Origin of the sequence: Gordonia terrae, assembly GCF_051789125.1 — a bacterium.
Classification (GTDB): domain Bacteria; phylum Actinomycetota; class Actinomycetes; order Mycobacteriales; family Mycobacteriaceae; genus Gordonia; species Gordonia terrae_A.
In genome coordinates this window covers 1,298,859-1,322,411 of record NZ_CP196526.1, presented here as the reverse complement: position 1 = coordinate 1,322,411, position 23,553 = coordinate 1,298,859, and the positions used below count along the sequence as shown (strand labels likewise).

The following is a 23,553-nucleotide window of genomic DNA, read 5'->3' as shown; positions in this document are numbered from 1 at the left end:
CGTTTCGTCGAGCGGGTAGCCTGGTTCCCACAGACCACATCTGACGCACCATGCGCTGCCGTCGCTTGCGTCTCACGCGTGCTGAACTGCGGTTTTGCCGCGTGTCCCACAGTGAATCGGCAGATCGGTGAGTTAATGTGACCCCAATGCGTGCACCGACCGGAGGAGGAGCAGATGCGTGAGCTCCGCGTCGTCGGGGTCGAATCCGACGGCTCCCATGTCATCTGCCAGGACGCCCAGTCCGGCGAGAAATTCCGGATCGCCTCCGACGAACGCCTCCGCGCCGCCGCCCGCGGCGACATCTCACGACTGGGACAGATCGAGATCGAGATGCAGAGCGCTCTGCGGCCCCGCGAGATCCAGGCACGTATCCGCGCGGGCGCCACGGTTGCCGAGGTGGCCGCCGCCGCCGGTGTCGGGACCGACAAGATCGAACGGTTCGCGCACCCCGTGCTCCTCGAACGCACGCGCGCCACCGAACTCGCCGGCGCAGCCCACCCCATCCGCCACGACGGCCCGGCCGTCGCGACGCTGGTCGAGTCGGTCAACGAAGGCATCCTCGCCTACGGCCACAACCCCGCCGACGCCGAATGGGATGCGTGGAAGGGCGACGACGGATACTGGATCGTCCAGGTCGCCTGGAGTGTCGGCCGCACCGACAATCTCGCGCACTGGCGCTACCAGCCCGGTTCGCACGGGGGCAGCGTCGACCCGCTCGACGATCTCGCCGACGAGCTGACGCACCCCGAGACCATCGCGCCGCGCCGCCGCCTCACCCCGGTCGCCGCACCCCCGGTCGCCGTCCCGTCGGTCGCCGTGGAGACCACGCCGGACGGCCGCGAAGAGGTCACCATGGATGCGAACTCGCTCATCGGTGCCCAACGCGCCCGCCACGACCGTCGAGGCCCGGCCGCAGACGACGACGGGACGGTGCCGTTCGACTTCGGGTTCGACGACGAGCCGGCCGACCGGTCCGACACCGAGCCTCCCGCGGCCGGAGTTTCCGACGACAATGCACCCGCGGAAACCGACACCGACGCCGACGACGATGCCCCGGCGTCGCAGGCCGCCGGTGTCGAACGCCCGCGCCGCAAGAAGGCGCGCAAACCGGCGGTCCCCGCGTGGGAGGATGTCCTGCTCGGCGTACGCAGCAACGGGAACAGCTGAGTGTCGTCGGCACGCGCGGCCACCGTCTGGTTCATCGACACCGACGATCCCGCATCGATCCTCCGCACCGAGGCTCACAACGACTCCCAACACGCGCAGCAGGTGGCGACCGCCATCTTCGGCGACAGCGTCCTGGTGCCGCTCGTCGACACCGACCTCGCGACGGCCGCGGCCGCCAAGGACAACCACGTCTATGCGGGCTTCTACGGTCCGCTCGCCGTGGTCTCGTGTTCGCTGTTCGAGTCGACGGCCCCGTCGACCCTGACCCGCACGCTCACGTCGATCCGTCGGAGCGCCGCGACCACCCTCCTCTACACCGAGCCCGAGACGTCGCTCGGCGTGTTCGCCCGGTGGGAAGCCGGCACGCTCCGACGCTCCTTCGCCGCCGACCCGGTCACCATCCACGAAGACCACGGGCTGCCGTTCACCTTCGAGAAGCCCTTCTGGGGTGGTGAGCACCCGTTGAGCTACGCCGACGGGGTGCCGACCGCACCGATGTCGTTGCCGTTCCACCCCGCGCAGCTGGCCGAGGAGGCCAACCGTGCGTGGCTGGGCTTCCGCTACACCCATCCCCTCGCGCCGTCGGACGTCGACCCCGCGCGCATCACGGTCACCTGCTTCGCGCTGCATCCGGCCGAGTACGAGCCGACCGCAGCCGACTACGACAACTACCGGGAGGCCACGGCCGCGCGGTCACGGGTCCCGCAGCCCGAGGTCACGCCTCGCAAGCGGGGGCGGATCCGGGAGTATTTCGGTTTCTGACGGGCGGAGTTCGCGTCAGGCCGGGCGGCCCAGCGCCAGCAACGCGATCGACGACGACACCCCGGCGAGAAAACCGATCAGCAGGCCCCACACGACCCAGCGCCACACCGGCCGCATCCGGAACTCCCACAGCGTCCACCCGAGGCCGCCGGCCACGACGAGTACCGCCGCGATACCGAGAAAGCGCAGGACGCCGCCGATCAGGAAGTACACGCCCACCAGGACGAACGCGGCGAACAACGCACACACGACCCCGACGACGATGCCGAGGACCCACGGCGTCGGTTCCGGGCGGCCGTCATCGTTTCGCAGCGATTCGGGGGCGGTCACGTCGCCATCGTCCCCGACCGTGCGCGCTCGTAGAACGCGACGGCCGCCGCGGTCGCCACGTTGAGGGAGTCGGTACCGCGACTCATGGGGATGCGTGCCTTCACGTCGGTGGCCGCCATCGCGGAGGCCGTCAGACCAGGCCCCTCGGCGCCGACGAGGAACCCGACCTTCTCCGCGGTGACCGCTTCGGCCAGCGTGACCGCCGACGGGTCGGGGGTCATCGATACGAGTCGGAAGTCGCGGTCGCGGAGCAGGTCGAGTCCGCGTGGCCATTCGTCGAACTTCGCAAAGGGCACGAGCAGCGCATGCCCCATGGAGACCCGGACGCACCGTCGGTAGAGCGGGTCGGCGCAGCCCTGACCGAAGAGCACGGCGTCGACGCCGAGTCCGGCGGCGTTGCGAAAGATCGAGCCGATGTTCTCGTGGTCGTTGACCCCTTCGAGGATGGCGACCGTTCGGGCGGTGTCAAGGATGTCCGACACCGACAGGGCCTCCGGTCGGCGCGACACCGCGAGGACCCCTCGATTGAGGTGGAAACCGACGACCTCGGCCATCACCTCGGCGGTGGCGCGGAAGAACGGCACCCCGGCCAGCGTCGGATCGAGCAGGTCGTCGCCGAGCTCGTCGAGTCGTTTGTCGACGCCGAGGAAGGCGTGGGTGTCGAAGCGTGAGGCGATCATCCGGCGGGCGACCAGCACACCCTCGGCGATGACCAGGCCGCGCCCGGGTCGGCCGCCGGGCAGCACCGGCAGGTCGGGGCGGCGGTCCACCGAGTTGAGGTCTCGAAAGTCGTCGACGCGCGGATCCGCCGGATCGTCGATGTCGATCACGTCCACTGCGAGCCCGGGCACCGCAACAGTGTGCCACCTCCGGCGGTCATCACCGGACGGTGGTACGTGGGCGAGCGTCGACGAGACGCGGTCGCCGCCAAGCGGACCCGGGACGTGGCGCGGCACCCGGGTATGACACGGTAAAGGGCGTGACCAGCGATTCGACTCCCATGTCACGTCTGTCCATGAAGCGCGCGACCGACGCCGACTGGGCCGACATCATCACCACCGACGCCCGCGCCTTCGCCATGCGCAACCCGCTGCCCGACGAGGAGGTCGCCGATCTCCGCGGGAAGGTCGCCGACGACGACGTCGTCCTCGTACGCGACACCGGACTCGACACCCAGCCACTCGTGGGCGTGTCGATGTTCTACCGCATGTCGATGTCGCTGCCCGGTGGCGGTGTGTCCGACGCCGCAGGCCTGTCGTGGGTGTCGGTCGCGTCGACTCATCGGCGGCGCGGAATCCTGCGCCGCATGTTGACCGAACTCGTCGAGCAGTGGGAGTCGGAGAAGTACACGTTCGCGATCCTCACCGCGAGTGAGGGCACGATCTACGAGCGCTTCGGTTTCGGTCCGGCCACGTTTGCGAACAGCGTGTCGTTGAGTCCGGGCGCGGCCATGCGGGCCGAGCAGCCCGCGGACGCGACGGTGCGTTACGCCGACGCCGACGCGGTCGCCGCCGCGATCCCCGACCTGCACGCCCGCTGGACCGTGACCACGCCGGGCGCGCTCACGCGTACGCCCGCCTGGTGGAACCCGATCCTCGCCGACCGCGCGTCGGAACGTCCGATCTCGGCGAGCGGACTGCACTACCTGCTGCACGACGACGGCTACGCGAGCTACCGCATCTACAAGGACGAGCGGGGCGCGGTACGTGGCGAGGTCTACGAGACCTTCGCCGTCACCGATGCCGCTCACACCGACCTGTGGCGCGTGCTGATCAACCTCGACCTGATCCCGTCGATCACCGCGAGCATCCCCGTCGACGATCCGCTGCCGCAGAAACTCGTCAACCCGCGGTCGGTGTCGGTGACGGGCACCTCGGACACGATGTGGTTGCGCATCCTCGACGTCCCGGCCGCTCTCAGTGCCCGCCACTACGGCGCGGACCTCGACGCGGTCATCGAGGTGACCGACGAATTCCGCGGGCACGGAGGCGTTTTCGACATGTCTGTTCGCGAGGGCGGGGCCATCGTCGCGCCGGCGGCAGCCACGGCCACACCGACGGTCCGCCTGGACATCTCGGTGCTGTCGAGCATCTACCTGGGTGGTGTCCGACCGTCGACCTATGCGGCGGCCGGAAGGCTCCACGTCGACTCCGCGGCGACGCTTCGGGCTCTCGACCACGCGTTCATGACCGACCGCGCACCGTTCTCCGGCACGTTCTTCTGACCGCTGTCGGTGGGCGCCTAGACCGCCCGCGATTTCGGTACATCGGTGTCGGCCTGTCCGAGAATCGAATTCACGATCAGAACGGCTTCTCGCAGGGTGTCGCGCTGGTCGGGGGACAGTTCCGCGAGACGGTCACTCAGCCACGCCTTGCGGGCGGCGAGCTCCTCGGTGACCACCTCGACCCCCTCGGGCGACAGTGTCACGATCGCCTGGCGCCCGTCGGTCGGGTGCGGCTCGCGTTTGATCATCCCCAGGTCCGACAGCGACGCGATCACCCGCGTCATCGACGGCGGGCGCACCCGTTCGGCGGCGGCGAGCGCGCCGGGCGTCATCGGACCTTCGTGGTGCAGGGTGTTGAGGGCGGACAGCTGGGTGAGCGACACCAACTTGTTCTCGCGTCGCCCGCGTAGGCGCCGGGCGAGTCGCACGACGGCGAGGGACAGGTCACCGGACAGGCTTCCGTCACCATATGGTGAATGCATCCACCAAGGGTAGGTCAGTTGACCAGCTCGGAAACCTACGCAAAGCGAAATTGAACTGTGTGGACGACACGGGCCCTCGATCCGCGCGACTGGACCGAGGATCGGCTCACCCGATGAGGTCGGAGATGGGACCTCGCGCGAAGTAGGCGACGAACACGGCCGCGACCAGCCACAGCAGCGGGTGCACGGTGCGCGCCTTGCCCGCGGCGGTCGCCATCACCACCCAGCTGATGAACCCGATGCCGATGCCGTTGGCGATCGAGTAGGTGAACGGCATGGTGACGACGGTGAGAAAGGTCGGCAACGCGTAGTCGAGGCGGCGGAAGTCGACCGCGGTCAGCTGGCCGATCATCAGCGCACCCACCACGACGAGTGCCGGTGCGACGGCCTCCAGCGGGATCACCTCGTAGATGGGTGTCAGGAACATCGCCACCAGGAACAGCACGCCGGTCACCACGTTCGCGAGGCCGGTCCGCGCACCTTCGGCGATACCGGACGCCGACTCGACGAACACCGTGTTCGACGACGCCGATGCGGCACCGCCCGCGATCGCGCCGGTGCCCTCGACCACAAGGGCGCGTCCGATGCCGGGCAGGTTGCCCTTCTCGTCGGCGAGTTCGGCTTCTCGGCCGAGGCCCGTCATCGTGCCCATCGCGTCGAAGAAGTTCGACAGCACCAAGGCGAAGACCAGAACCGATGCCGCCAGGACACCGATGCGTGTGAACGCACCGAACAGGTCGACGTCGCCGACGAGGCTGAGGTCGGGTAGCCCGCCCAGGGCGTTCGGGATGTCGGGGACGCTGAGTCCCCAGCCCGACGGATTGTCGATGCTCGACCCGTAATCGAAGATCTGCTCGAGCACGATCGACAGGACCGTGGTGATCGCGATGCCGATCAGCAGTCCGCCGGGGACCTTGCGCACCACGAGGACGCCCATCAGCAGTACGCCGATGGCGAAGATGAGGGTCGGGATGGTCGCGATCGAATTGTCGGTGCCGAGCTGGACCGGCACGGTGGTACCGGCGGCGTCGGGGACGCGTTTGACGAATCCGGCGTCGACGAAACCGATGAATGCGATGAACAAGCCGATTCCGGCCGCGATCGCGGCCTTGAGCTCCGCCGGCACCGCGTTGAACACCGCGGTGCGGAATCCGGTGACGGCCAGCAGCACGATGATGATGCCGTCGACGACCACCAGGCCCATCGCCTCGGGCCATGTCACCTGCGGGGCGATCGACACCGCGAGCAGACTGTTGATGCCGAGGCCCGCGGCGATCGCGAACGGGTAGTTGGCGACCAGACCGAACAAGATCGACATGACGCCCGCGACGAGGGCAGTGACCGCCGCGACCTGAGCGAGCGGGAGCACGTTGCCCAGCACGTCGGTGTTCTTGTCGCCGCCGGGGATGCCGCCGATGATGATCGGGTTCAGCACCACGATGTAGGCCATCGTGAAGAAGGTGACGAGGCCGCCGCGGAACTCCCGGTTGACGGTGGACCCGCGTTCGGAGATCTTGAAGAACCTGTCGAGGGGGCCGCGCGGGGCCGGGTCGCTCGGTGTCGTCGAGGACCTCAGAGCGCGAGACTCACTGGGCACGTCGTTTGGCACGTTCCGAAAGCTACCCTGTTGTGCATGTCCGTGACAGTCGAGATCCCCGAACTCCCCCGCGCCCTGCGCGCTCCCGAGCCGGTGATCGTGGTCGGCATGATCGCGTGGGCCGTGGCGACCGTGGTCGTCGCCGTCACCGATCTCGGTGGCGACCGCACTCTGACGATCTGCCTGGTGGGCCTCGGCGTCGGACTGCTGGGGACGACGATCGTGCTGGTGCAACGCGCAGGCGTCCGACGCGGCGCCCGCGGCGCGCAGGAGGGCCTGGACTAACCGTTCGGTTCGCCGCCCGCCCCGGCGAATTCGTCGACGCCGGGCTCGTGGTCGAGGGCCTCGCGATTCCAGATCATCATCACCGCGAAGTACACCGCGCCCGCGGCGATCAGTCCGAGCACCACGAAGGTGGGCACCGTCGCGTCGTCGGGAGTGACCAGGACGAACAGCGCGAACGCCACCCAGATGAGCGCAGCGATCGCGATCGGAAGTTCCATGCGGCCGAGACTGAAGCCGCCTTCCTTGCGCTCCAGTCGCTTTCGGACCACGAGATAGAGAACGACGATCCCGCCATAGATGAGCGCGGGCAGGATCGTCGACGCGACGATCAGTTCGATCAGGGCCGAACCCGGCAGCGCGACCATCAGCACCACGCCGACGCCGAGGATGAGGAGGGTCGCCGGAACCGGGGTCTGGGTGCGCGGACTGACCCGCCGCATCAGACGATGCGCCGGGAACCGGCCGTCCCTGGCCATCGCGAACACCTGCCGGGCGCACGCAGCCATCACCACCATGCCCGCGCCGAACATCGCGAAGGCGATGCACACGAGGAGGACCCGTTCGGCGACCGACCCGAGCTGGCCCCGGATGATGGCCGCGACCGGTGAGCCGTCCCGGCTGATGGCGGCGACGTCCTCGATCGCGACGGTCAGCACGATGAGGAAGACCAGCCCCACCACCGCGGCGGCCACCACCGAACCGACGATCGCGCGGGGAACGCTGCGGAACGGGTCCTTCGCCTCTTCGGCGAGGTTCGCCGCGGAGTCGAAACCCACCAGGGTCGTCAGGCCCATGACCATCGCGGCCATCACTCCCCCGCCGATGGCCCAGTAGTCCGCCGCGCCCGCCGCGATGCCGCGTGAGCCCAGGTTGCCGGGGTGTCCGCTGCCGGTCACCACCATCACCACGGCCAGTGCGACGACGAGGATGGCGACGATCGCGAGTTCGACGGCGACGGCGCCGGAGGTGAAAAGACCGAGGAGCCGGGTCGACGCGATGACCAGAATGGCCTGGACGACCAGGATGACGACGGTCATCACCCGCGCGACGGACTCGTCCTCGGCCATGCCGAACAGGGGCATGAGCGCTTGACTGGCCAGTGCGTTGTCCATCGCGACGACGGCGATGGCCAGGTACCAGAAGCTCAACCAGCCGAACATCCAGCCGACCCTGGGGTTCGCCAGCCTCGACGCCCACTGGTACGACGACCCGCTCAGGGCGATGCGGGCCGCGAACTGCGCGACGACCAGCGCTATCAGCGTCTGCCCGAAGGCGGCGACGGTCCACAGCCAGATCCCCACGGGGCCGGCGGTGACGAGCACTTCGCCGTAGGTCGCGAAGACGCCCACCGCGACCGAGATGAAGGCGAACGAGATCGCGAACACCGCGAATCCGCCGAGGGTCCGGCGGAGTTCGGGCCGGTAGCCGCCGGTCCGGAACTCGTCGTCCGCGCTGGCAGAGGTGAGCACTTCTTCGGCCATGGCGGCCCTTTCGTACAGGCGGCTACACGACCAAGTCGTCCAGTCGCTGAGCGATGATGCCCACCGCGTACCCGAGGCGCTCGAACGCCTTGTTGGTGGTCTGGCCGTGGTAGTAGCGGTAGTAGATCTGCTGGGCGATGGCACCGGCACGGAACAGCCCGAACACCTCGTACCAGCGCCAGCGCTCCGGCGACATGTCGAAACCCATACGCTCGCAGTACTTCTCGACGAATTCCGCCCGACTGATCATGCCGGGCAAGTGTGTCGGGACCCGGCGCATCAGTTGCATGGCGTCGGGGTCGTCGGCCTGGATCCAGTAGGCCATCGATCCCGCAACGTCCATCAGCGGGTCTCCGAGCGTCGCCATCTCCCAGTCGAGGATGCCGATCACGCGGGTGGGGTCGTTCTTGTCGAGCACCACGTTGTCGAGCTTGAAATCGTTGTGGATCACGCAGTTCGCGACATCGTCGGGCTGGTTCTCGGCCAGCCACACCATCGTTCGCTCGAAGTCGGGCACGTCGTCGGTGTGCGCGTTGCGGAATCGTGTGGTCCAACCGTCGACCTGGCGACGGACGTAGCCGCGCCCCTTCCCGAGGTCGCCGAGTCCGGTCTTGTCCGGATCGACCGAGTGGACCTCGACGAGGGTGTCGATGAAGTTCGAGCACAGTTGTCGCGCCTGATCCGCGTCGAGCTGCACGTCGGCGGGCCATTCGGTGCGAGGGATGACGCCGTCGATCCGCCCCATCACATAGAAGTCGGCACCCAGCACCGACGGGTCGTCGCAGAAGGCGACCATCGGTGCGACGTAGCGGATGGCGCCGGCCAGCGCGGACTGGATCCGGTACTCCCGTGCCATGTCGTGCGCACCGCGCGCCTTGGTGCCCCGCGGCGCCCGGCGCAGGATCAGGTCCTTGGTCGGATAGCGCAGCAGATAGGTCAGATTGGAGGCGCCGCCGCCGAACTGGCGCACCTCGGGTACAGCGTCGAGCCCGGCGGGATCCGCGGCGTTGGACTCCAGCCACTTCGCCACCGTCTCGACATCGAACGCATCTTCGGTGCGGACCTCTCCCGCGCCGGCGACCTCGTCAGCCATCGGTCTCCCCCTGCCTCAGCGGTACTTGCCGAACTCGATGCGCGCAACCACGTTGCGGTGCACCTCATCCGGGCCGTCGGCGAGTCGGAGCGACCGCGCCCCGACCCAGGCGGATGCGAGGGGGAAGTCGTCGGTGAGTCCGGCGCCGCCGTGGAGCTGGATGGCGAGGTCGATGACGTCGAGGGCCATGTTGGGCACCTCGACCTTGATCTCGCTGACGGCCGAGAGCGCCTCACGGGACATCCCCTGGTCGAGGAGCCACGCGGCGTGGTGGACGAGCAGGCGCGAGCGATTGATCGCGATCCGGGCGTCGGCGATACGTTCGCTGTTGCCGCCCAGGCGTGCGAGCTGCTTGCCGAAGGCCTCGCGCGAGAGTGCGCGCCGCACACCGAGTTCCAGCGCGCGCTCGGCGAGACCGATGGCTCGCATGCAGTGGTGCACACGGCCCGGTCCGAGCCGACCCTGGGCGATCTCGAAGGCGCGTCCGGGACCGAGCAGGATGTTCGACGCCGGGACCCGCACGTCGGTGAAGGTCACCTCGCCGTGGCCGAACGGTTCGTCGAAGTAGCCCATCGTGGTCAGCATCCGGTCGATGGTGACGCCCGGCGCGTCGATGGGGATCAGCACCATGGTGTGGCGCGCCTTGCGGTCCGCCTCCGCGTCGGTGACGCCCATGAAGATGAGGACCTTGCAGTCGGGATGGCCGACTCCGGTGGAGAACCACTTGGTGCCGTTGATGACGACGTCGTCGCCGTCGAGCACGGCGGTCGCGGCCATGTTGGTGGCGTCCGACGACGCGACAGCGGGTTCGGTCATGCAGAATGCGCTGCGGATCTCCGCCGTCAGCAACGGCTCGAGCCACTGCTTGCGCTGCTCATCGGTGCCGTACCGGAGCAACACCTCCATGTTGCCGGTGTCGGGTGCGTTGCAGTTGAAGATGACCGGAGCGAGCCCCGACGACCCCATCGCCTCCGCGATCGGCGCGTAGTCGATGTTGCTGAGTCCGGCTCCACCGTCGGTACCGAAGTCTGCCGCGTAGCGGCCGGCATGCTCAGCGGGGAGGAACAGGTTCCACAGGCCCTGCGAACGAGCCTTCTTCTGCAGCTCCGCGATGATCGGCGACGGCGTCCACGGATCGCCGTTCTCGTCACGTCTGTTCTTGATGTCCCGATGGATCTCGGGTTCGACGGGCTCGATCTCGTTGGTCACGAAGGTGCGCACGCGTTCGGTCAGGTCGGCCGACCGCGCTGATGGGGAGAAATCCATACCCGACCGTATCGCGGCGCACCGACGAACCGTCAACGTTCCGCGCAAACCGGCACGGACGTGCACCGACGGCGGGCTTGCCCTACTTCCGGTTCGGAGTCCTCAAGCTCCGACCAGGTTCCCCGGCCACCTGTTGCATCTGAACATGTGCTCGAGTCGCCTGGGACCATGGCAGAGCTCGACACCCTCTTCGACCAGCTCATCGAGACCATGCCGCCCACCGGCGATCGCACGGGCAGAACAACATTCGAGGCCTCGGCCACGACCGACACCCCTGGCTCGTCCACCCGCCACCATCGCCGCGGCGTCCGGGCTCAGGAACCAGGCGGTGTCGACCTGGAAACCGCGCCACGTCGTGTCTCGCACCGAAGGAGGGTCCAGGTGCAGAGCACGACCCAGATCGCGCCGAACAACCACCCCGACACCACGTCGGTGGTCCAGTGCACCGCGAGCTGTATCCGCGTGAGTCCCACCAGGATCGACAGCAGGGGCGCCAGCGCCAGAACCCAGCGATGCGCACGCACCCAGGCGGAGGCGCGGTACGCCGCGACCGCGCACAACCCGAAGACGACCATCGTCATCATCGCGTGGCCCGAGGGGTAGGAGAAGGTGTCGATCTCGAGCAACCGGTCCTCGATGGGTGGGCGATCCCGGGCGAAAGAGAACTTGAGGGCCTGCATGAGCGCGTACCCGAAGAGCACTCCGCCACCGAGGAACACCGCGTCGGCACGACGGTTCCGCCAGGCCAGGACGATCACCGCCACAACGGTGAGCGCGGTGAGGGTGAGGGTGTTGCCGAGCAGAGTGAGGGCCTCGGCGATCGAGATCCACGGTTCGGAACGGTTCGTCACCACCCAGTTGAGGATGTTCTCGTCGATCGTCGTCGGGGAGACAATCATCGGCCTCGGACTCCTCTCTCGTCGTGTGACGGCGCACGACCCGGAACCGTCGCCACCCTAGTCGAGCCCGAGACGTCCTCCGTTCGGCCGATACACGCCTGCCTGCACCGTCGCGGGTCAAGTCGCCCTCAAGTACGTCGCAAGCCCCTCCGCCGACAGTGGTCACCATCACCGCCCGACCCGACCACTTGACGAGGACACGACCATGACGACAACCACCGGACACCCGATCCAGCTTCTGCTCCCCGGCCAGGCCGCCGCACCCGAGGGGCCCATCGACCCGTTCATGATGTACGTGCTGCACCACACGTTCCGGCGTGATCTCGCCGACTTCGCCGCGAGCGTGCCGGTGACCCCGATCGCCGACGCCGGGACGTGGCGCGCACTCGCGGACCGCTGGACGATGTTCGCTGACACGCTGCATCATCATCACAGCGGGGAGGACGCCGAGCTGTGGCCCCTGCTCCTCGCCCGCTGCGACGAGGACGAGAAGCGCGTCCTCGACGCCATGGAAGCCGAGCACCACCGTATCGATCCCCTGCTCGCGGAATGCCACGCCGGCTTCACGTCGATGGCCTCGTCCGCCGACACCCGGACCCGCGCCGCCCTGGCCGACGCGCTCGTCCGCGCGCGGCAGATCCTCGGCGACCACCTCGCTCACGAGGAGACCGAGGCCATCGCGATCGTGCAGCGTCACATGACCACCGCCGACTGGGATGCCTTCGAGGAGAAGATGGGTAAGCAGTCCGGACTCCGCCAGACGCTACGGGTCGGTCCGATGATGGCCAAAGGCCTTCTCCCCGAGGACCGGGAGCGCGTGTTCACCCGCTTGCCCGGGATCCTCAGACTCCTGGTCACGCTGGGCGGACCGGGCTTCCGTCGGCTCGACGGCCGCGCCTTCTACTACATCTCGAGCTGAGACGAGCCCCGTCCGAGTAGGGCACGCGTGATCACCGCGCCAGGGCGCGTCCGATCACCAGACGCTGGATCTGGTTGGTGCCCTCGAAGATCTGCGTGATCTTGGCCTCGCGCATGTAGCGCTCCACCGGGAAGTCGCGGGTGTACCCGTACCCACCGAACACCTGCACCGCATCGGTGGTGACCTTCATCGCTGCGTCGGTGGCGACCAGTTTTGCGGTCGCGGCAGCACGTGTGTAGTCGACACCGGCGTCGCGTCGTCGTGCCGCGTCGAGATAGGTGGCACGGGCCGAGTCGACGGCGGCAGCCATGTCGGCCAGGACGAACGACAACCCCTGGTGATCGATGATCTTGCGGCCGAACGCACTTCGTTCTTGCGCGTAGTCGACCGCGGCGTCGAGCGCGGCCTGCGCGAGACCTGTGGCAACCGCCGCGATCCCCAGGCGGCCGGAATCGAGTGCGGAAAAGGCGATCTGGAGTCCTTGCCCCTCGGCTCCGAGCCGTCGACCCTCGTCGACGAAGGCGTCGTCATAGGAGGCGCCCGTGGTCGGCACCGCGTGCAGTCCCATCTTGTCCTCCGGCTTGCCGAAGGTGAGGCCCGTCGTGTCACGCGGCACGAGGAAGCAGCTCACACCCTTCGACCCCTCCCCGGTCCGTGCGAAGAGGTTGTAGACGTCGGCGATGCCGCCATGGGTGATCCACGCCTTGGCGCCGTTGACCGTGTAGCCACCGTCGGCCGGTGTGGCCCGGCAGGCTAGGGCGGCGGCATCGGAACCCGCCTGTGGTTCGCTCAGGCTGTACGCACCGATCAGCTTGCCGTTGAGCAGGTCGGGCAGCCACTGCTGCTTCTGTTCCTCGGTGCCGAAATTGAACAGCGGATGGCAGGCCAGCCCGTGGACACTCACCGCCACCGCGACGGCCGCCCACCGGGCGCCGAGCTCTTCGAGCACCTGCAGGTACACCTCGTACGACTGGCCGCCGCCATCCCACTCGACCGGGTATGCCAGGCCGAGCAGACCGGCCTCGCCGAGTTCGGCGAACAATCCGTCGGGGTAGGTCTGGTTTTTCTCGTGCTCGTCGACGATCGGCGCCATGCGCTTGTCGGCGATGTCGCGGACCAGCGCGATCAGATCGCGCGCCTCATTGTCGGGTAGCAGGCGATCGACCGGCATCACTGACCTCCAGGTAACGAAACTAGTACTCAAGTCCTCTGCACAGTACTATTCGATCGGCGCTCCGTACAGTCGCGGGTCGTCCGCCGAACCGATCGCGAGGAGCCTCATGCCAGCTCAGGGATTCGCCACGCGTCGCCGTGCGGTCTTGTTCGACGCGCTGCTCGAGTTGATCCTGCGCGATGGATTCGCCCATCTGTCGATCGCTGACATCGCGGCCGAGCTGCGGTGCTCCAAGTCGACGCTGTACACACTCGCCGCCAGCAAGGAACAGCTCGTCACGGCGACCGTGACGCACTTCTTCCGCACCGCTACCGAGCAGGTCGAAGCCCGGGTCCGGGCAACCGACAGTCCACGCGAACGCGTCATCGTCTATCTGGTGGCGGTCGGCGAAGCACTCTCACCCGCATCGGAGGCGTTCATGCGCGATCTCGACGCCTTCGGCCCGACACGCTCCCTGTACGAACTGAACACCGCCGCTGCGTCGTCACGGGTCCAGGCGCTCATCGCCGACGGGGTCGCGACGGGTGATTTCCGTGATGTCGACGCCGCATTCGCCGCAGATCTCGCGACCTCGATGATGAGCCGCATCCAGCGTCGCGAGGTCCTGGCCGCCACCGGACTCGACGACGCGGCCGCCTACCGGCAGCTCGCCTCGATCCTCACCGCGGGGATCGACGCAGGCGCTCCAGGTGCGTGACCCCCGCGTCGTCGATCCACCATGACACCCGCACGTCACGCTCGGAATGGTTGCCGCGCATCGTGACCCACAACTCGTCGTGCAGGCGGACCGTCCCGTGCTCCACGGCCGTGCCGCGCACCGCTCCGAAGCGGACCGCCTCGGGGTGCGCCCAGGTGACCGCGTCACCGGGATCGCGGACGGTTGCCGTGTATTCCTCGGTCGCCAGCGGCAGGTCGAGCAGAGTGGCCAGCACGTCGGCGTCCTCCGGCCTCACTGTCGGCCCGGCGAGTACGGACTCGTCGTCGGGCAGCGCCTGCAGGAACCACGGCCGGTCGACGACCACCGCGCGGTCGGTCACGGTCCCGGCGAGGGTACGCACCCGATCGGGGACCTCGACGTCGGCCGGATCGATGGCACCGCGCCGGCATGCCGCGACCACCGCGGCGTGCACGGACACCGTTGCGCCGGCGCTGATCTCGCGACCCGGTTCGCCGAGTCTGGTCACCAGCACCGACGCGTCGTCGGCGTCGTCGGGCTCGAGTCGCGCGAGCGCACCGGACAGTGCGTCGGCATCGGGGTGATCCAGAGGATCGATGATGTTCGCGAGGATCTCGTCCGACGGCGCACGGTATTCGCCCAGGAGCAATCCGTCGACCTCGGCGTGCCGACGCAACCACCAGGCCGTGTAACCCCGGCGATCGGTCAGCAGCGAGGCGATGTGCTCGTCGGTGGCCAACATCGTCAGCGCCCGTGGCCAGCGACCTTCGTCCACGAGATCGAGATCACGTACCGCGGAGAGTCTCTCGGGGGCCTCGGGCAGTGAGTCCCACCAGTCCTGTTCGTCGGGCAGGTCATGGTCGGGCCCCACCGGCAGATCGTCGTCGACGGTGACGAAGCCCCACCCGACGCCGATCCTCCGCAATGGCTCGGCGCCACACTCGTCGACGACGCCCTGATCGACGACCCCGAACGGATGGTCGTCGACGAGGACGGACAGCAGCGGACTCCCGGGCAGGAGCAGTTCGTCGGCGGGGCGTAACTCGCCCTCGGCGTCGGTCAGCGCGAGTGCCGACAGCCACGGCGGCACCGAAGCATCCGGGTCGGCTCGCAGGACCGCACACACCTCGGCGGCCAGACCGTCGTCGCCGGTGTCGTCGAGATCGGTGTCCTCGACGAGCACACGCAGCGCCGGGTCGGCGAGCGCCTCCGGTACCGAGAGATCTTGAACGCCCAGGCGTTCGAGCAACTCGTGGCGGGCCTCCGGGTGCACCGTCGGAATCCAACGCATCGGAGTCGAGATCCGGTCGCTGACGAACAGTCCGCGGGGACCGATGGCCATCCGGCCGTCCGAACGCGGAATCGGCAGTGCCCCCAGCTCCTCGACCTCGCGGCCGGTCGACACCAGAGGGCTCAGCGCATCGTAGAGGCCATGCCACCACGACGGATCGCGCCGTACCCCGGCGAGCCGCTCGGCCGTCGCCGCCAGTCCGAGTTCCTCCGCACCGAGCCGTCCCAGTGTCGGAAGATGTTGCGCAAGAGACAGGTCCGGGTGCACGAGATCGCCGAAGAGCTCGCCCAGGATCTCCGCCAACCGCTCCGTCAGCCCGACGAGCACGACCGCGCGGGGCGGGATCAGGTCGTCGCCGGCCGCGGCCGGGAGCCAGGCCGCGTCGCGGAGTTCCCGTCGAACGGCTTCGATCAGGCGGGCATCGTCGGGATTGCGCGCAAGATGCAACTCGGGCACCAGACGGAGCCGCCGGGCGGGATCGACAAGCCGGACCAGATCGACGTAACCCGCGGCGGCATCGGCGATTTCGGCCTTCGGGTGGAGGTGTCGGCGATCCGGCGTGAGCGGCAGGTCGGTGATGCACCGGCACGGCAGGCTCAACTCGATGTCGGTCGGGGTCGGGGCACGCAGGACGTCGCACCCGGGCGCCTGTCCTTCGTCGGCGTCGACCAGCCACCGGGTTCCGCCGCGCGCGACCTCGAGCCACCGCCGCGACGCCGGCAGCGTCTCTTTGCCGGCCGCATCCCCCGAGACCGACACGGTCACCAGGGCAGACCGGGCAGCAGCGTCGTCGAGTTCCGGACCGGGCACCCGCGCCACCGACACTTCGACACCGGTGACGGTGATGCGTTGCAACGCATCGAGTTCCACGACGAGGTCGGGCGCCTGCGCCAGCATCGCCTCGACCAGCGGACCGGGGCTCTCCCGCAGATGCAGCACGACCTCGGTGTCGAAACCGTCGGCAGGCACGGACTCCGACGCCCACACCAGTCGCAGCACCGGGACTTCCGGCACACCTCCCGTGTCGTCCGGCGAGATCCCGGCCGCCCGCACGGCGTCGAGCGTCGCGTCCCGGTCGAACACGACCGACCCGGTGCGCGACCGCACCTCGACCCGATCAGCCACCGTTGCGGTCGCGGTGAAACCGACACCGAACCGGCCGATCTGACCCCGGCCCGCATCCCCGTGACCCGTGGCCCCACCGCCGGCCGATTTCGCCGAGACACGCAGCGCGGCGAGAGACCGGACGCCCTCGCGGGTCAAGGGGGCGCCGGTGTTGGCGACGTGCAACTCCGATCCGTCGATCCACACCGCGAGTTCGCCGTCGACACCGGCGGCGGCCGCGGCATCGGCCGCGTTCGCAGCGAGCTCGGTGAGCAGCCGATCCCGATATCCCACTGTCACCAGATCGGATTCGGCTGCCGCATCTTCGGCGAGTCGCGTCGGCGACGACACCCAGGCATCGAGCGTCGACGATCGCAGCGCGGCCGTACCGAACGGATCGTCACTCACGGCTGAGGTGTCTTCGATGTCGGGACCCGGCGATCGGCGGTGGGTCAGGAGCGGGCCGGCTCTGCGTCCAGCGCAGCCCTCGCGATGATCTCGACGGCACCGTCGTCATAGGCGTCGTAGGCCGGCGAACCCTCGCCCTTCGGGCCCTGGACGTCGGAGTGTGCACCACAGCCGTATTCCGCCGACACGACTCGGCCGTCGGCGGCGTATTCGTTGGTGCACGCACCGAAGCCGGCCCGCAGCGCACCCGCGAGGGGAACATAGAAGCCACAGGTGCAGCATGCGTACGGTGCCGCCTGGGCCATCTCCGAAGTGGGACCGAAATCTCCGTCATACCAGCGTTGTGCCGCGTCGGCTCGGCCCTCGCGGCTCAGCAGACGCTTACGTCCCAGACCCAGCTCGCCGGCCACCTGACCGATGTCGTCGGGTTCGGCGGAGTCGGACTCGAACCGGAACTCGTCACCGGTGTCGATCTGATTGGGCACCAGGCGCGGATCGTCGGGTTCGGCGGCCAGGAGGTCGCCGACACCGAGGTCACCGGAGGCGACACGCTCGGACCAGGGCACCCACGGCGGTGCGAGCAGGGACCCGTCCCCCGGCAGCAGTACCACCTCGCTGAGCGTGATCTCGTCGCTGCCCGGGGAACCCGCCAGCACGACGCACCACTGCCATCCGCGATAACCGGTGAGTTCGGCATCGAAGTAGTGCGCGGCGGCCCAATCGCCCTCGGCGACGCTGCGCCGATGCGCGCCGGGCCGCTGACCTTCGTCGAGCAGCGCGGAGCGTGCGATGTCGACGGCCGCCAGGAGCCGTTCGCCGTCACTTACCTGAGTCACCGTTCCAGTGTGCAATATCCCCGACGTGTGCCACACAACGACCCGCTTCAAGCGGGTGCGGCCGCAGATGAGGAACAATCGTCTCCGTGATCCCACGGAGTTCCCGACACGACGAGGGGCGCGGGGCCCCCAGGGGTCCCGCGAACCACCGGCCACCACCCGACGACACCGCGCGACGGGCCGCGCAGCATCCCGGTTCGACGAACTACCCGGTCGACGAGACGCGCCAGATGCGTGCGCGGCGTCCGGCGCCCGGCTGGGGACCGCCGAGCGGCCCGGGCCCCGGCCGCAACGCCTACCTCCCGCCGCCCACCCACAACCCGCATCTCCCGCCGCTCGACGACCGCGGGCAGCCCCCGCACGACGAGCAGACGCGCGCGATGCCGACCGAACACGGCCCCCGGGCGCCGAAGAAGCTCACCGTGATGCGGGTGGCGGCGATGCGCAGCCGCGAACTCACCGGCAAGGGCATCGGCAAGATCCACCAGGCCGCGACCGCCGACGGCGCCGATCAATCGGGACTGACCGCGCTGACCCTCCCGGTGATCGCCAACTTCGCCGCCGACGCCGCCATGGCCGTCGCGCTGGCCAACACCCTGTTCTTCGCCGCCGCGACGGGCGAGTCCAAGACGAATGTCGCGCTGTACCTGGCACTCACGATCGCGCCGTTCGCACTCATCGCGCCGCTCATCGGTCCGCTTCTCGACCGATTGCAGCGCGGGCGCCGCATCGCGATGGCCGCGACCTTCGGTCTCCGCGTCGTGCTGGCCCTGCTGATCATGGCCAACGTTCAGTGGAACGACGTGACGCAGCAGCTCGAGTACGACCCGTGGGTCCTCTATCCGTGCGCGTTGGGGCTGCTCGTGCTGTCCAAGTCGTTCGGTGTGCTCAAGTCAGCGGTCACCCCGCGCGTCGTGCCCCCGACCATCGATCTGCCGCGCGTCAACTCCCGGCTGACGACCTTCGGCCTCATCGGCGGGACCATCGTCGGCGGCGCCGTCGCCGGGATCGTCGAGTTCCTGCTCGGCCAGCTCCTGCCGATCCACTTGCCGGGCGCGATGGTGTGGCTGGCGATCGTCGCCGCCGCCGGCGCCTACCTGTGCATGCGCATCCCGTCGTGGGTCGAGTCCACGGAGGGCGAGATCCCGACCACGCTGACCTACCACGGCGAGCCGGCCCGGTCCGGTCCTGATCCCGATGGGTCGACCAGCGCGCGTGACGGCGCCAAGATGCTGGCCGCGAAGATGCGCCAGCCGCTGGGCCGCAAGGTGGTCGCGGGTCTGTGGGGCAACGGCACGATCCGCATCCTGACCGGCTTCCTGACCCTGTTCATCGCGTTCTACGCGAAGGCGCAACAGGGCGACGCCTCGGACTGGACCCAGCTGCTGCTGCTCGGCGCCGTCGGTGCGGCCGCCGGCGTCGGCAACATGATCGGCAACGGCGTCGGCACCCGGCTCGAGCTGAAGAACCCGCCGGGCATCGTGGTCTGGGCCACCGCCTCGTGCTTCGTCGTCGCCGTGCTCGCCGCCATCTTCGGCAACATCGTCGCCGCTGCGGTCGCCGCGCTGGTCGCCTCCGGCACGAGCGCGATCGGCAAGGTGTGCCTGGACTCGTCGATCCAGGACGACCTACCCGACGAGTCGCGCGCATCCGCGTTCGGTCGCTCGGAGACGGTGCTGCAGCTGTCGTGGGTCTTCGGCGCCTCGCTCGGAGTGCTCCTGCCTCCCACGCTGTGGATCGGCTTCACCGTCGTCGCCGTCCTGCTGGGCCTGGGCCTGGCGCAGACGGTGATGACCACGCGCGGCAAGTCGCTGGTTCCCGGGCTCGGCGGCAGCCGTCCCGACCATGCCGCACCCACCGTGGCGTTCCGGGCCACCGGCTCGCAGCCGCGGAGGAGTCCCGCGACAGCCGACACCCGACCCCACCCGCAACGCCCGTCGACTGCTGCGATGCCGACCGCGCCCAAGCCGCCGACGGCTCCGTTCGAGAATCGGGGTGACCGTCCGTACAGCCACGGCGATCACCCGCCGCACAACCAGACAGGACAACGTCGTCAGTGATCAGCAGTGGTGAGAAGAAGGCTCTGTCGATCATCGCGATCGTGGTCGTGGCGTTCGTCGCCGTCGTCGGGACCTCGGTGTACCTGCTGACCCGCAACGCGCAGCACACCGACCAGCCGTACCTGCACGTCGCGGTCGGTGACGAGCTGCACAGCGTCGAGCCCCGCTGGTGGTGCGACCTGATGCTCACCGAGTGCGACCCGGAGATCACGACGCCGCGGGAGACCGCGACGATCCCGGTGCCGGTGGACACGACGATCATGGTGACCGTCTCGAGCGAGATCGCGCAGGGCCCGTGGAACCTCGCAGCCGTCTACCAGACCCCCGGCGGTCTCGTCGAAGACGAGCAACCCCAGAGACCGGACAGCACGTACACGCTCACCCTCCGGTCGGCACCGGAGAAGGAGCTCATCGGCTTCACCGTCATCGCCGCGTCCGCGCGGCTCTCACCGGCCGACGAGGTCCTGCCGCGCGGTGAACTGGCCGTACAGACCGCGCCCGCTCGATAGCAGGACCCAGCGGCAGATCGCAGCGACGGGACTCAGGAATCGAGCTCGCGGGCGACCGCGCGCACCACCTCGGAGATCCGCTGAGCCGTCTTGCGATCGGGGTAGCGGCCCTTGCGGAGATCCGGCTGCACCTTCCCCTCGAGCAGGGTGATGAGATCGGCGACCATGCCGTGCAGTTCGTCGGGCGAATGGCGCTTGACGTCCTTACGGGCGGCCTCGCGGACGTTCTTGGACACGCTCGGCGCGGGCTCGAGGACCTTGACGCTCAACGCCTGCGGGCCGCGGCGCCCGGCGGCCATGCCGAACTCCACCCGCTGCCCGGGCTTGAGAGCCTCCACCCCGTCGGGCAACGCTGCCGAACGCACGTAGACGTCCTCACCGCTCTCCTGCGAGAGGAAGCCGAAGCCCTTGTCCGCGTCGTACCACTTCACCTTGCCGGTCGGCACTGTGCTCACCCTCATCTGTTCTTGATCCGTCGAAAAACGACCTGTCACGACAAAAGACGCCATCACCCATCTCGACGACCCGACGGTGTGTGCCGTCCGGGCCCAGACGGATGCAAGGCGCCTGCTAGGACCATCGTAGCCAACGCCGTACCCCGCGGTCACACCATTACCTGCCGGCGCAGATCGCCCGACGCCGCACCCGTGGCCGGTGCACTACCGTGGGAGACATGCAGAAGACGTCGTCCCCGCGATTGCTGCAGGCGGCCGGGGTTGTGTTCCTCATCGGAATTCTGGCGATCGTGGCGTTGTTCCTCACACCATTGGTGACTGGCGGTGACACCGCGCCGACCGCTGTCTACCTGCTGACCATGTGCGCACCGCTGGGATTCGTCCTGGGCCTGGTGTACGCACTCCGTGCCGGACGCCGAGCCAGGTGAGGACCGTGACCACAACCATCGACACCACCCCCGACCTCGCTCCCGCCTCCGACGCGAGGGCGCTGCGGGATGCCTACAGCTGCTTCCCGTCCGGGGTCGTGGCCGTGTGTTGCGAACAGTCCGACGGGGATTCGACCACGCTGATCGGAATGGCGGCGAGTTCGTTCACCACCGTCTCGCTCGATCCGCCCCTCGTCTCGGTCTGCGTCCAGAACACCTCGACGACCTGGCCGCGGATCCGAACCGCACCGGCGATCGGGGTCAGCGTGTTCGCCGGCGACCAGATCGACCTCTGCAAGCAGCTCGCGGGGCCGTCGGAACGCCGCTTCGACGGGATCACGCCGTTGAGCACCGATCGTGGGGCGGTCTTCGTACCCGACGCCGCCGCGCACCTGTCATGCACCATCCACAACGAGATCCAGGCCGGCGACCACACCGTCGTCCTCCTCGAGATCGAGACACTGCGCGCCGATCCCGGCGTCGAACCACTGGTGTTCCACGCCAGCACCTTCCGCGCCCTCGAGGCGCGTAAGGACCCGAACCGGAAGTGAGTCCCATCGCAGCATGACCATCGTCGGCCTCGGAGTGCCCCTCCCGCGACCTCCGCACGCGGGAGCGCCTTCCGGCGTGCCGACCGAGGGTCCGCTGCGAGACACGTTCGGTCGGGTCGCAAAGGACCTACGGGTGTCGGTCACCGACCGGTGCAACCTGCGCTGCGCGTACTGCATGCCCGCCGAGGGCCTCGACTGGATGCCCACCGATCAGGTGCTGACCACCGATGAGCTGATCCGGGTGCTCACCGTGGCCGTGCGTGACCTGGGCATCGAACGCATCCGGTTCACCGGCGGCGAGCCACTGCTGCGCCGCGACCTCGACCAGATCATCGCGGCGGTGGCGGCTCTGCCGGAGTCGCCCGAGATCGCGATGACGACCAACGGACTCGGGCTGCCCCGCCGGGTCGAGGGCCTCGTCGCCGCGGGACTCGACCGCATCAACGTCTCCCTGGACACCATCGATCGCACCCGGTTCGCGGCGATCACCCGGCGAGACCGGCGCGACGACGTCCTCGACGGCCTGGCCGCGGCGCGAGCGGCGGGGCTGAACCCGGTCAAGGTGAACGCGGTCGTGCCCGAGCGCGCCGATCTCGCCGGTGTCCCCGACCTGCTGGCCTTCTGTCTCGACAACGGCTACGAATTGCGCATCATCGAACAGATGCCACTCGACGCCGATCACGCGTGGCAACGGGCCCAGATGGTGACGGCCGACGAGATCCTGGCAACCCTGCGCACACGGTTCACGCTGCTGTCCGATCCGGTCCCACGAGGCAGCGCGCCGGCCGCGACCTGGCTCGTCGACGGGCACGAGGGGCCGTCCGGACCAGCTCGTGTCGGGGTCATCGCGTCGGTCACCCGCCCCTTCTGCGGAGACTGCGATCGCACCCGACTCACCGCGGACGGGTCACTGCGCAACTGCCTGTTCGCCACGTCGGAAACCGACCTTCGCACCGCCCTGCGCACCCTGCCCGATGACGAGGTCGACGCAGCGGTGGCCGACCTGTGGCGAGGCAGCATGTGGGCCAAGGCCGCCGGCCACGGGGTGAACACCGAGGGCTTCCGGCAACCGACCCGACCGATGTCGGCGATCGGCGGCTAGGCTCGCCTTCGATGCAGCTCACAGTCCGCTACTTCGCCGCCGCTCGCGCCGCGGCCGGCACCGAGGAGAGTCTCGTCGAGGTCGACCCGTCGACGACACTCGGAGACCTCGAACGGTCCCTCGCATCCGGAAACCCTTCCCTGGCGACGGTTCTCGAGCGGTGTTCCTATCTGCGCGACGAAATCGCGTTCTCCGATCGCACGCGCACTCTCGGTACCTGCACGACGCTCGACGTCCTCCCCCCGTTTGCCGGTGGTTGACGCCACACACCCCTTGTGACCTTTGTCACATAACGGCGGGGTAACAGGATGGGCACGGGACGGCCACTAACCCGTTGAACTGGGATGACGCTCAAAGTGGGTCAGGAGACCCGGATCCGGGTCGAAAATCGGTTGCGCGGAGCAGGTGATTCAGTCCCCCGAACGACGTACTGTACGAATCGTCCTCCTCGGAG

The 23,553-nt window shown here is 68.8% G+C and carries 24 protein-coding genes; 12 read left to right on the top strand and 12 right to left on the bottom strand.

The features are described from left to right. Window positions 1-174 precede the first annotated feature (174 nt). The gene (gene sepH / locus ACSUZC_RS06030) at window positions 175-1,167 is read left to right on the top strand and encodes a septation protein SepH (protein WP_439031968.1); all 993 of its coding nucleotides are present in this window, start codon (window positions 175-177) and stop codon (window positions 1,165-1,167) included. Further along, on the top strand, window positions 1,168-1,929 hold the full coding sequence (locus ACSUZC_RS06025) for a DUF6928 family protein (protein ID WP_439031967.1): 762 nt from the start codon (window positions 1,168-1,170) through the stop codon (window positions 1,927-1,929). A 15-nt stretch (window positions 1,930-1,944) separates the two neighbouring features. Here ACSUZC_RS06025 and ACSUZC_RS06020 read toward each other — a convergent pair whose 3' ends face one another. Further along, on the bottom strand, window positions 1,945-2,259 hold the full coding sequence (locus ACSUZC_RS06020; RefSeq protein WP_439031966.1) for a DUF2537 domain-containing protein: 315 nt from the start codon (window positions 2,257-2,259) through the stop codon (window positions 1,945-1,947). Next, entirely contained in the window at window positions 2,256-3,110 is an 855-nt protein-coding gene (locus tag ACSUZC_RS06015; protein WP_439031965.1) for a TrmH family RNA methyltransferase, read from the bottom strand. The genes ACSUZC_RS06020 and ACSUZC_RS06015 overlap by 4 nt, the downstream gene beginning before the upstream one ends. A gap of 164 nt (window positions 3,111-3,274) precedes the next feature. Between ACSUZC_RS06015 and ACSUZC_RS06010 the strand changes: the two genes are divergently transcribed. Further along, on the top strand, window positions 3,275-4,483 hold the full coding sequence (locus ACSUZC_RS06010; RefSeq protein ID WP_439031964.1) for a GNAT family N-acetyltransferase: 1,209 nt from the start codon (window positions 3,275-3,277) through the stop codon (window positions 4,481-4,483). Between the two features lie 17 nt (window positions 4,484-4,500). Here ACSUZC_RS06010 and ACSUZC_RS06005 read toward each other — a convergent pair whose 3' ends face one another. Both ACSUZC_RS06005 and ACSUZC_RS06000 read right to left on the bottom strand, forming a co-directional pair. Next, window positions 4,501-4,965, bottom strand: a complete 465-nt coding sequence (locus tag ACSUZC_RS06005) for a MarR family winged helix-turn-helix transcriptional regulator (RefSeq protein WP_439031963.1) — start codon at window positions 4,963-4,965, stop codon at window positions 4,501-4,503. A 106-nt stretch (window positions 4,966-5,071) separates the two neighbouring features. Then, complete coding sequence (locus ACSUZC_RS06000; RefSeq protein ID WP_439031962.1) at window positions 5,072-6,574, bottom strand: NCS2 family permease; 1,503 nt, start codon at window positions 6,572-6,574, stop codon at window positions 5,072-5,074. Between the two features lie 24 nt (window positions 6,575-6,598). Here ACSUZC_RS06000 and ACSUZC_RS05995 point away from each other — a divergent pair, with 24 nt between their 5' ends. Continuing rightward, complete coding sequence (locus tag ACSUZC_RS05995; RefSeq protein ID WP_439031961.1) at window positions 6,599-6,847, top strand: DUF2530 domain-containing protein; 249 nt, start codon at window positions 6,599-6,601, stop codon at window positions 6,845-6,847. On the opposite strand, the gene ACSUZC_RS05990 is transcribed toward ACSUZC_RS05995, so the two are convergent. The 4 genes from ACSUZC_RS05990 to ACSUZC_RS05975 all read right to left on the bottom strand — a co-directional run bounded on the left by ACSUZC_RS05990 (window position 6,844) and on the right by ACSUZC_RS05975 (window position 11,586). Then, a complete protein-coding gene (locus tag ACSUZC_RS05990; RefSeq protein WP_439031960.1) occupies window positions 6,844-8,328 on the bottom strand; it encodes an APC family permease in 1,485 nt (494 codons plus the stop codon). The two genes, ACSUZC_RS05995 and ACSUZC_RS05990, sit on opposite strands and share 4 nt — an antisense overlap. Window positions 8,329-8,350: 22 nt before the next feature. Continuing rightward, window positions 8,351-9,421: a phosphotransferase family protein gene (locus ACSUZC_RS05985; protein ID WP_439031959.1), complete on the bottom strand. Its 1,071-nt coding sequence runs from the start codon at window positions 9,419-9,421 to the stop codon at window positions 8,351-8,353. Window positions 9,422-9,436: 15 nt separating this feature from the next. After that, the gene (locus ACSUZC_RS05980) at window positions 9,437-10,687 is read right to left on the bottom strand and encodes an acyl-CoA dehydrogenase family protein (protein ID WP_439031958.1); all 1,251 of its coding nucleotides are present in this window, start codon (window positions 10,685-10,687) and stop codon (window positions 9,437-9,439) included. A 314-nt stretch (window positions 10,688-11,001) separates the two neighbouring features. Continuing rightward, complete coding sequence (locus ACSUZC_RS05975; protein ID WP_439031957.1) at window positions 11,002-11,586, bottom strand: phosphatase PAP2 family protein; 585 nt, start codon at window positions 11,584-11,586, stop codon at window positions 11,002-11,004. A gap of 205 nt (window positions 11,587-11,791) precedes the next feature. Here ACSUZC_RS05975 and ACSUZC_RS05970 point away from each other — a divergent pair, with 205 nt between their 5' ends. Beyond that, entirely contained in the window at window positions 11,792-12,505 is a 714-nt protein-coding gene (locus ACSUZC_RS05970) for a hemerythrin domain-containing protein (protein ID WP_439031956.1), read from the top strand. A 31-nt stretch (window positions 12,506-12,536) separates the two neighbouring features. Here the strand turns inward: ACSUZC_RS05970 and ACSUZC_RS05965 are convergent, their stop codons facing one another. Continuing rightward, on the bottom strand, window positions 12,537-13,676 hold the full coding sequence (locus ACSUZC_RS05965; protein ID WP_439031955.1) for an acyl-CoA dehydrogenase family protein: 1,140 nt from the start codon (window positions 13,674-13,676) through the stop codon (window positions 12,537-12,539). Window positions 13,677-13,785: 109 nt separating this feature from the next. Here ACSUZC_RS05965 and ACSUZC_RS05960 point away from each other — a divergent pair, with 109 nt between their 5' ends. Further along, entirely contained in the window at window positions 13,786-14,376 is a 591-nt protein-coding gene (locus ACSUZC_RS05960) for a TetR/AcrR family transcriptional regulator (protein WP_439031954.1), read from the top strand. On the opposite strand, the gene ACSUZC_RS05955 is transcribed toward ACSUZC_RS05960, so the two are convergent. Both ACSUZC_RS05955 and ACSUZC_RS05950 read right to left on the bottom strand, forming a co-directional pair. Then, complete coding sequence (locus ACSUZC_RS05955) at window positions 14,339-17,158, bottom strand: sacsin N-terminal ATP-binding-like domain-containing protein (protein WP_439031953.1); 2,820 nt, start codon at window positions 17,156-17,158, stop codon at window positions 14,339-14,341. The two genes, ACSUZC_RS05960 and ACSUZC_RS05955, sit on opposite strands and share 38 nt — an antisense overlap. 44 nt (window positions 17,159-17,202) lie before the next feature. After that, window positions 17,203-17,994, bottom strand: a complete 792-nt coding sequence (locus tag ACSUZC_RS05950; RefSeq protein WP_439031952.1) for a DUF3027 domain-containing protein — start codon at window positions 17,992-17,994, stop codon at window positions 17,203-17,205. Window positions 17,995-18,224: 230 nt separating this feature from the next. On the opposite strand from ACSUZC_RS05950, the gene ACSUZC_RS05945 reads away from it, so the two are divergent. After that, window positions 18,225-20,054, top strand: a complete 1,830-nt coding sequence (locus tag ACSUZC_RS05945) for an MFS transporter (protein ID WP_439033006.1) — start codon at window positions 18,225-18,227, stop codon at window positions 20,052-20,054. Further along, entirely contained in the window at window positions 20,051-20,563 is a 513-nt protein-coding gene (locus tag ACSUZC_RS05940) for a DUF2771 family protein (RefSeq protein WP_439031951.1), read from the top strand. The genes ACSUZC_RS05945 and ACSUZC_RS05940 overlap by 4 nt, the downstream gene beginning before the upstream one ends. Before the next feature lie 32 nt (window positions 20,564-20,595). On the opposite strand, the gene ACSUZC_RS05935 is transcribed toward ACSUZC_RS05940, so the two are convergent. Beyond that, the gene (locus tag ACSUZC_RS05935) at window positions 20,596-21,009 is read right to left on the bottom strand and encodes a cold-shock protein (RefSeq protein ID WP_055477138.1); all 414 of its coding nucleotides are present in this window, start codon (window positions 21,007-21,009) and stop codon (window positions 20,596-20,598) included. 227 nt (window positions 21,010-21,236) lie between these two features. On the opposite strand from ACSUZC_RS05935, the gene ACSUZC_RS05930 reads away from it, so the two are divergent. From ACSUZC_RS05930 to ACSUZC_RS05915, 4 genes are read left to right on the top strand one after another with little or no spacing between them, the layout of a single operon-like run. Next, entirely contained in the window at window positions 21,237-21,446 is a 210-nt protein-coding gene (locus ACSUZC_RS05930) for a hypothetical protein (protein ID WP_439031950.1), read from the top strand. A 5-nt stretch (window positions 21,447-21,451) separates the two neighbouring features. After that, complete coding sequence (locus tag ACSUZC_RS05925) at window positions 21,452-21,997, top strand: flavin reductase family protein (RefSeq protein WP_439031949.1); 546 nt, start codon at window positions 21,452-21,454, stop codon at window positions 21,995-21,997. Window positions 21,998-22,010: 13 nt separating this feature from the next. Then, window positions 22,011-23,099 (top strand): GTP 3',8-cyclase MoaA, encoded by a 1,089-nt coding sequence (gene moaA / locus ACSUZC_RS05920; protein ID WP_439031948.1) that lies wholly within the window; start codon window positions 22,011-22,013, stop codon window positions 23,097-23,099. An 11-nt stretch (window positions 23,100-23,110) separates the two neighbouring features. Continuing rightward, entirely contained in the window at window positions 23,111-23,359 is a 249-nt protein-coding gene (locus tag ACSUZC_RS05915; protein WP_439031947.1) for a MoaD/ThiS family protein, read from the top strand. Window positions 23,360-23,553: the final 194 nt, after the last annotated feature.

What these genes read in the sequence shown, in the direction of transcription:
- sepH (WP_439031968.1), top strand. Translation starts at nt 175, where the DNA reads ATGCGTGAGCTCCGCGTCGTCGGGGTCGAATCCGACGGCTCCCATGTC.
- ACSUZC_RS06010 (WP_439031964.1), top strand. Translation starts at nt 3,275, where the DNA reads ATGAAGCGCGCGACCGACGCCGACTGGGCCGACATCATCACCACCGAC.
- ACSUZC_RS06005 (WP_439031963.1), bottom strand. Translation starts at nt 4,965, where the DNA reads ATGCATTCACCATATGGTGACGGAAGCCTGTCCGGTGACCTGTCCCTC.
- ACSUZC_RS05995 (WP_439031961.1), top strand. Translation starts at nt 6,599, where the DNA reads ATGTCCGTGACAGTCGAGATCCCCGAACTCCCCCGCGCCCTGCGCGCT.
- ACSUZC_RS05990 (WP_439031960.1), bottom strand. Translation starts at nt 8,328, where the DNA reads ATGGCCGAAGAAGTGCTCACCTCTGCCAGCGCGGACGACGAGTTCCGG.
- ACSUZC_RS05985 (WP_439031959.1), bottom strand. Translation starts at nt 9,421, where the DNA reads ATGGCTGACGAGGTCGCCGGCGCGGGAGAGGTCCGCACCGAAGATGCG.
- ACSUZC_RS05980 (WP_439031958.1), bottom strand. Translation starts at nt 10,687, where the DNA reads ATGGATTTCTCCCCATCAGCGCGGTCGGCCGACCTGACCGAACGCGTG.
- ACSUZC_RS05975 (WP_439031957.1), bottom strand. Translation starts at nt 11,586, where the DNA reads ATGATTGTCTCCCCGACGACGATCGACGAGAACATCCTCAACTGGGTG.
- ACSUZC_RS05970 (WP_439031956.1), top strand. Translation starts at nt 11,792, where the DNA reads ATGACGACAACCACCGGACACCCGATCCAGCTTCTGCTCCCCGGCCAG.
- ACSUZC_RS05965 (WP_439031955.1), bottom strand. Translation starts at nt 13,676, where the DNA reads ATGCCGGTCGATCGCCTGCTACCCGACAATGAGGCGCGCGATCTGATC.
- ACSUZC_RS05960 (WP_439031954.1), top strand. Translation starts at nt 13,786, where the DNA reads ATGCCAGCTCAGGGATTCGCCACGCGTCGCCGTGCGGTCTTGTTCGAC.
- ACSUZC_RS05945 (WP_439033006.1), top strand. Translation starts at nt 18,225, where the DNA reads ATGCGTGCGCGGCGTCCGGCGCCCGGCTGGGGACCGCCGAGCGGCCCG.
- ACSUZC_RS05930 (WP_439031950.1), top strand. Translation starts at nt 21,237, where the DNA reads ATGCAGAAGACGTCGTCCCCGCGATTGCTGCAGGCGGCCGGGGTTGTG.
- moaA (WP_439031948.1), top strand. Translation starts at nt 22,011, where the DNA reads ATGACCATCGTCGGCCTCGGAGTGCCCCTCCCGCGACCTCCGCACGCG.
- ACSUZC_RS05915 (WP_439031947.1), top strand. Translation starts at nt 23,111, where the DNA reads ATGCAGCTCACAGTCCGCTACTTCGCCGCCGCTCGCGCCGCGGCCGGC.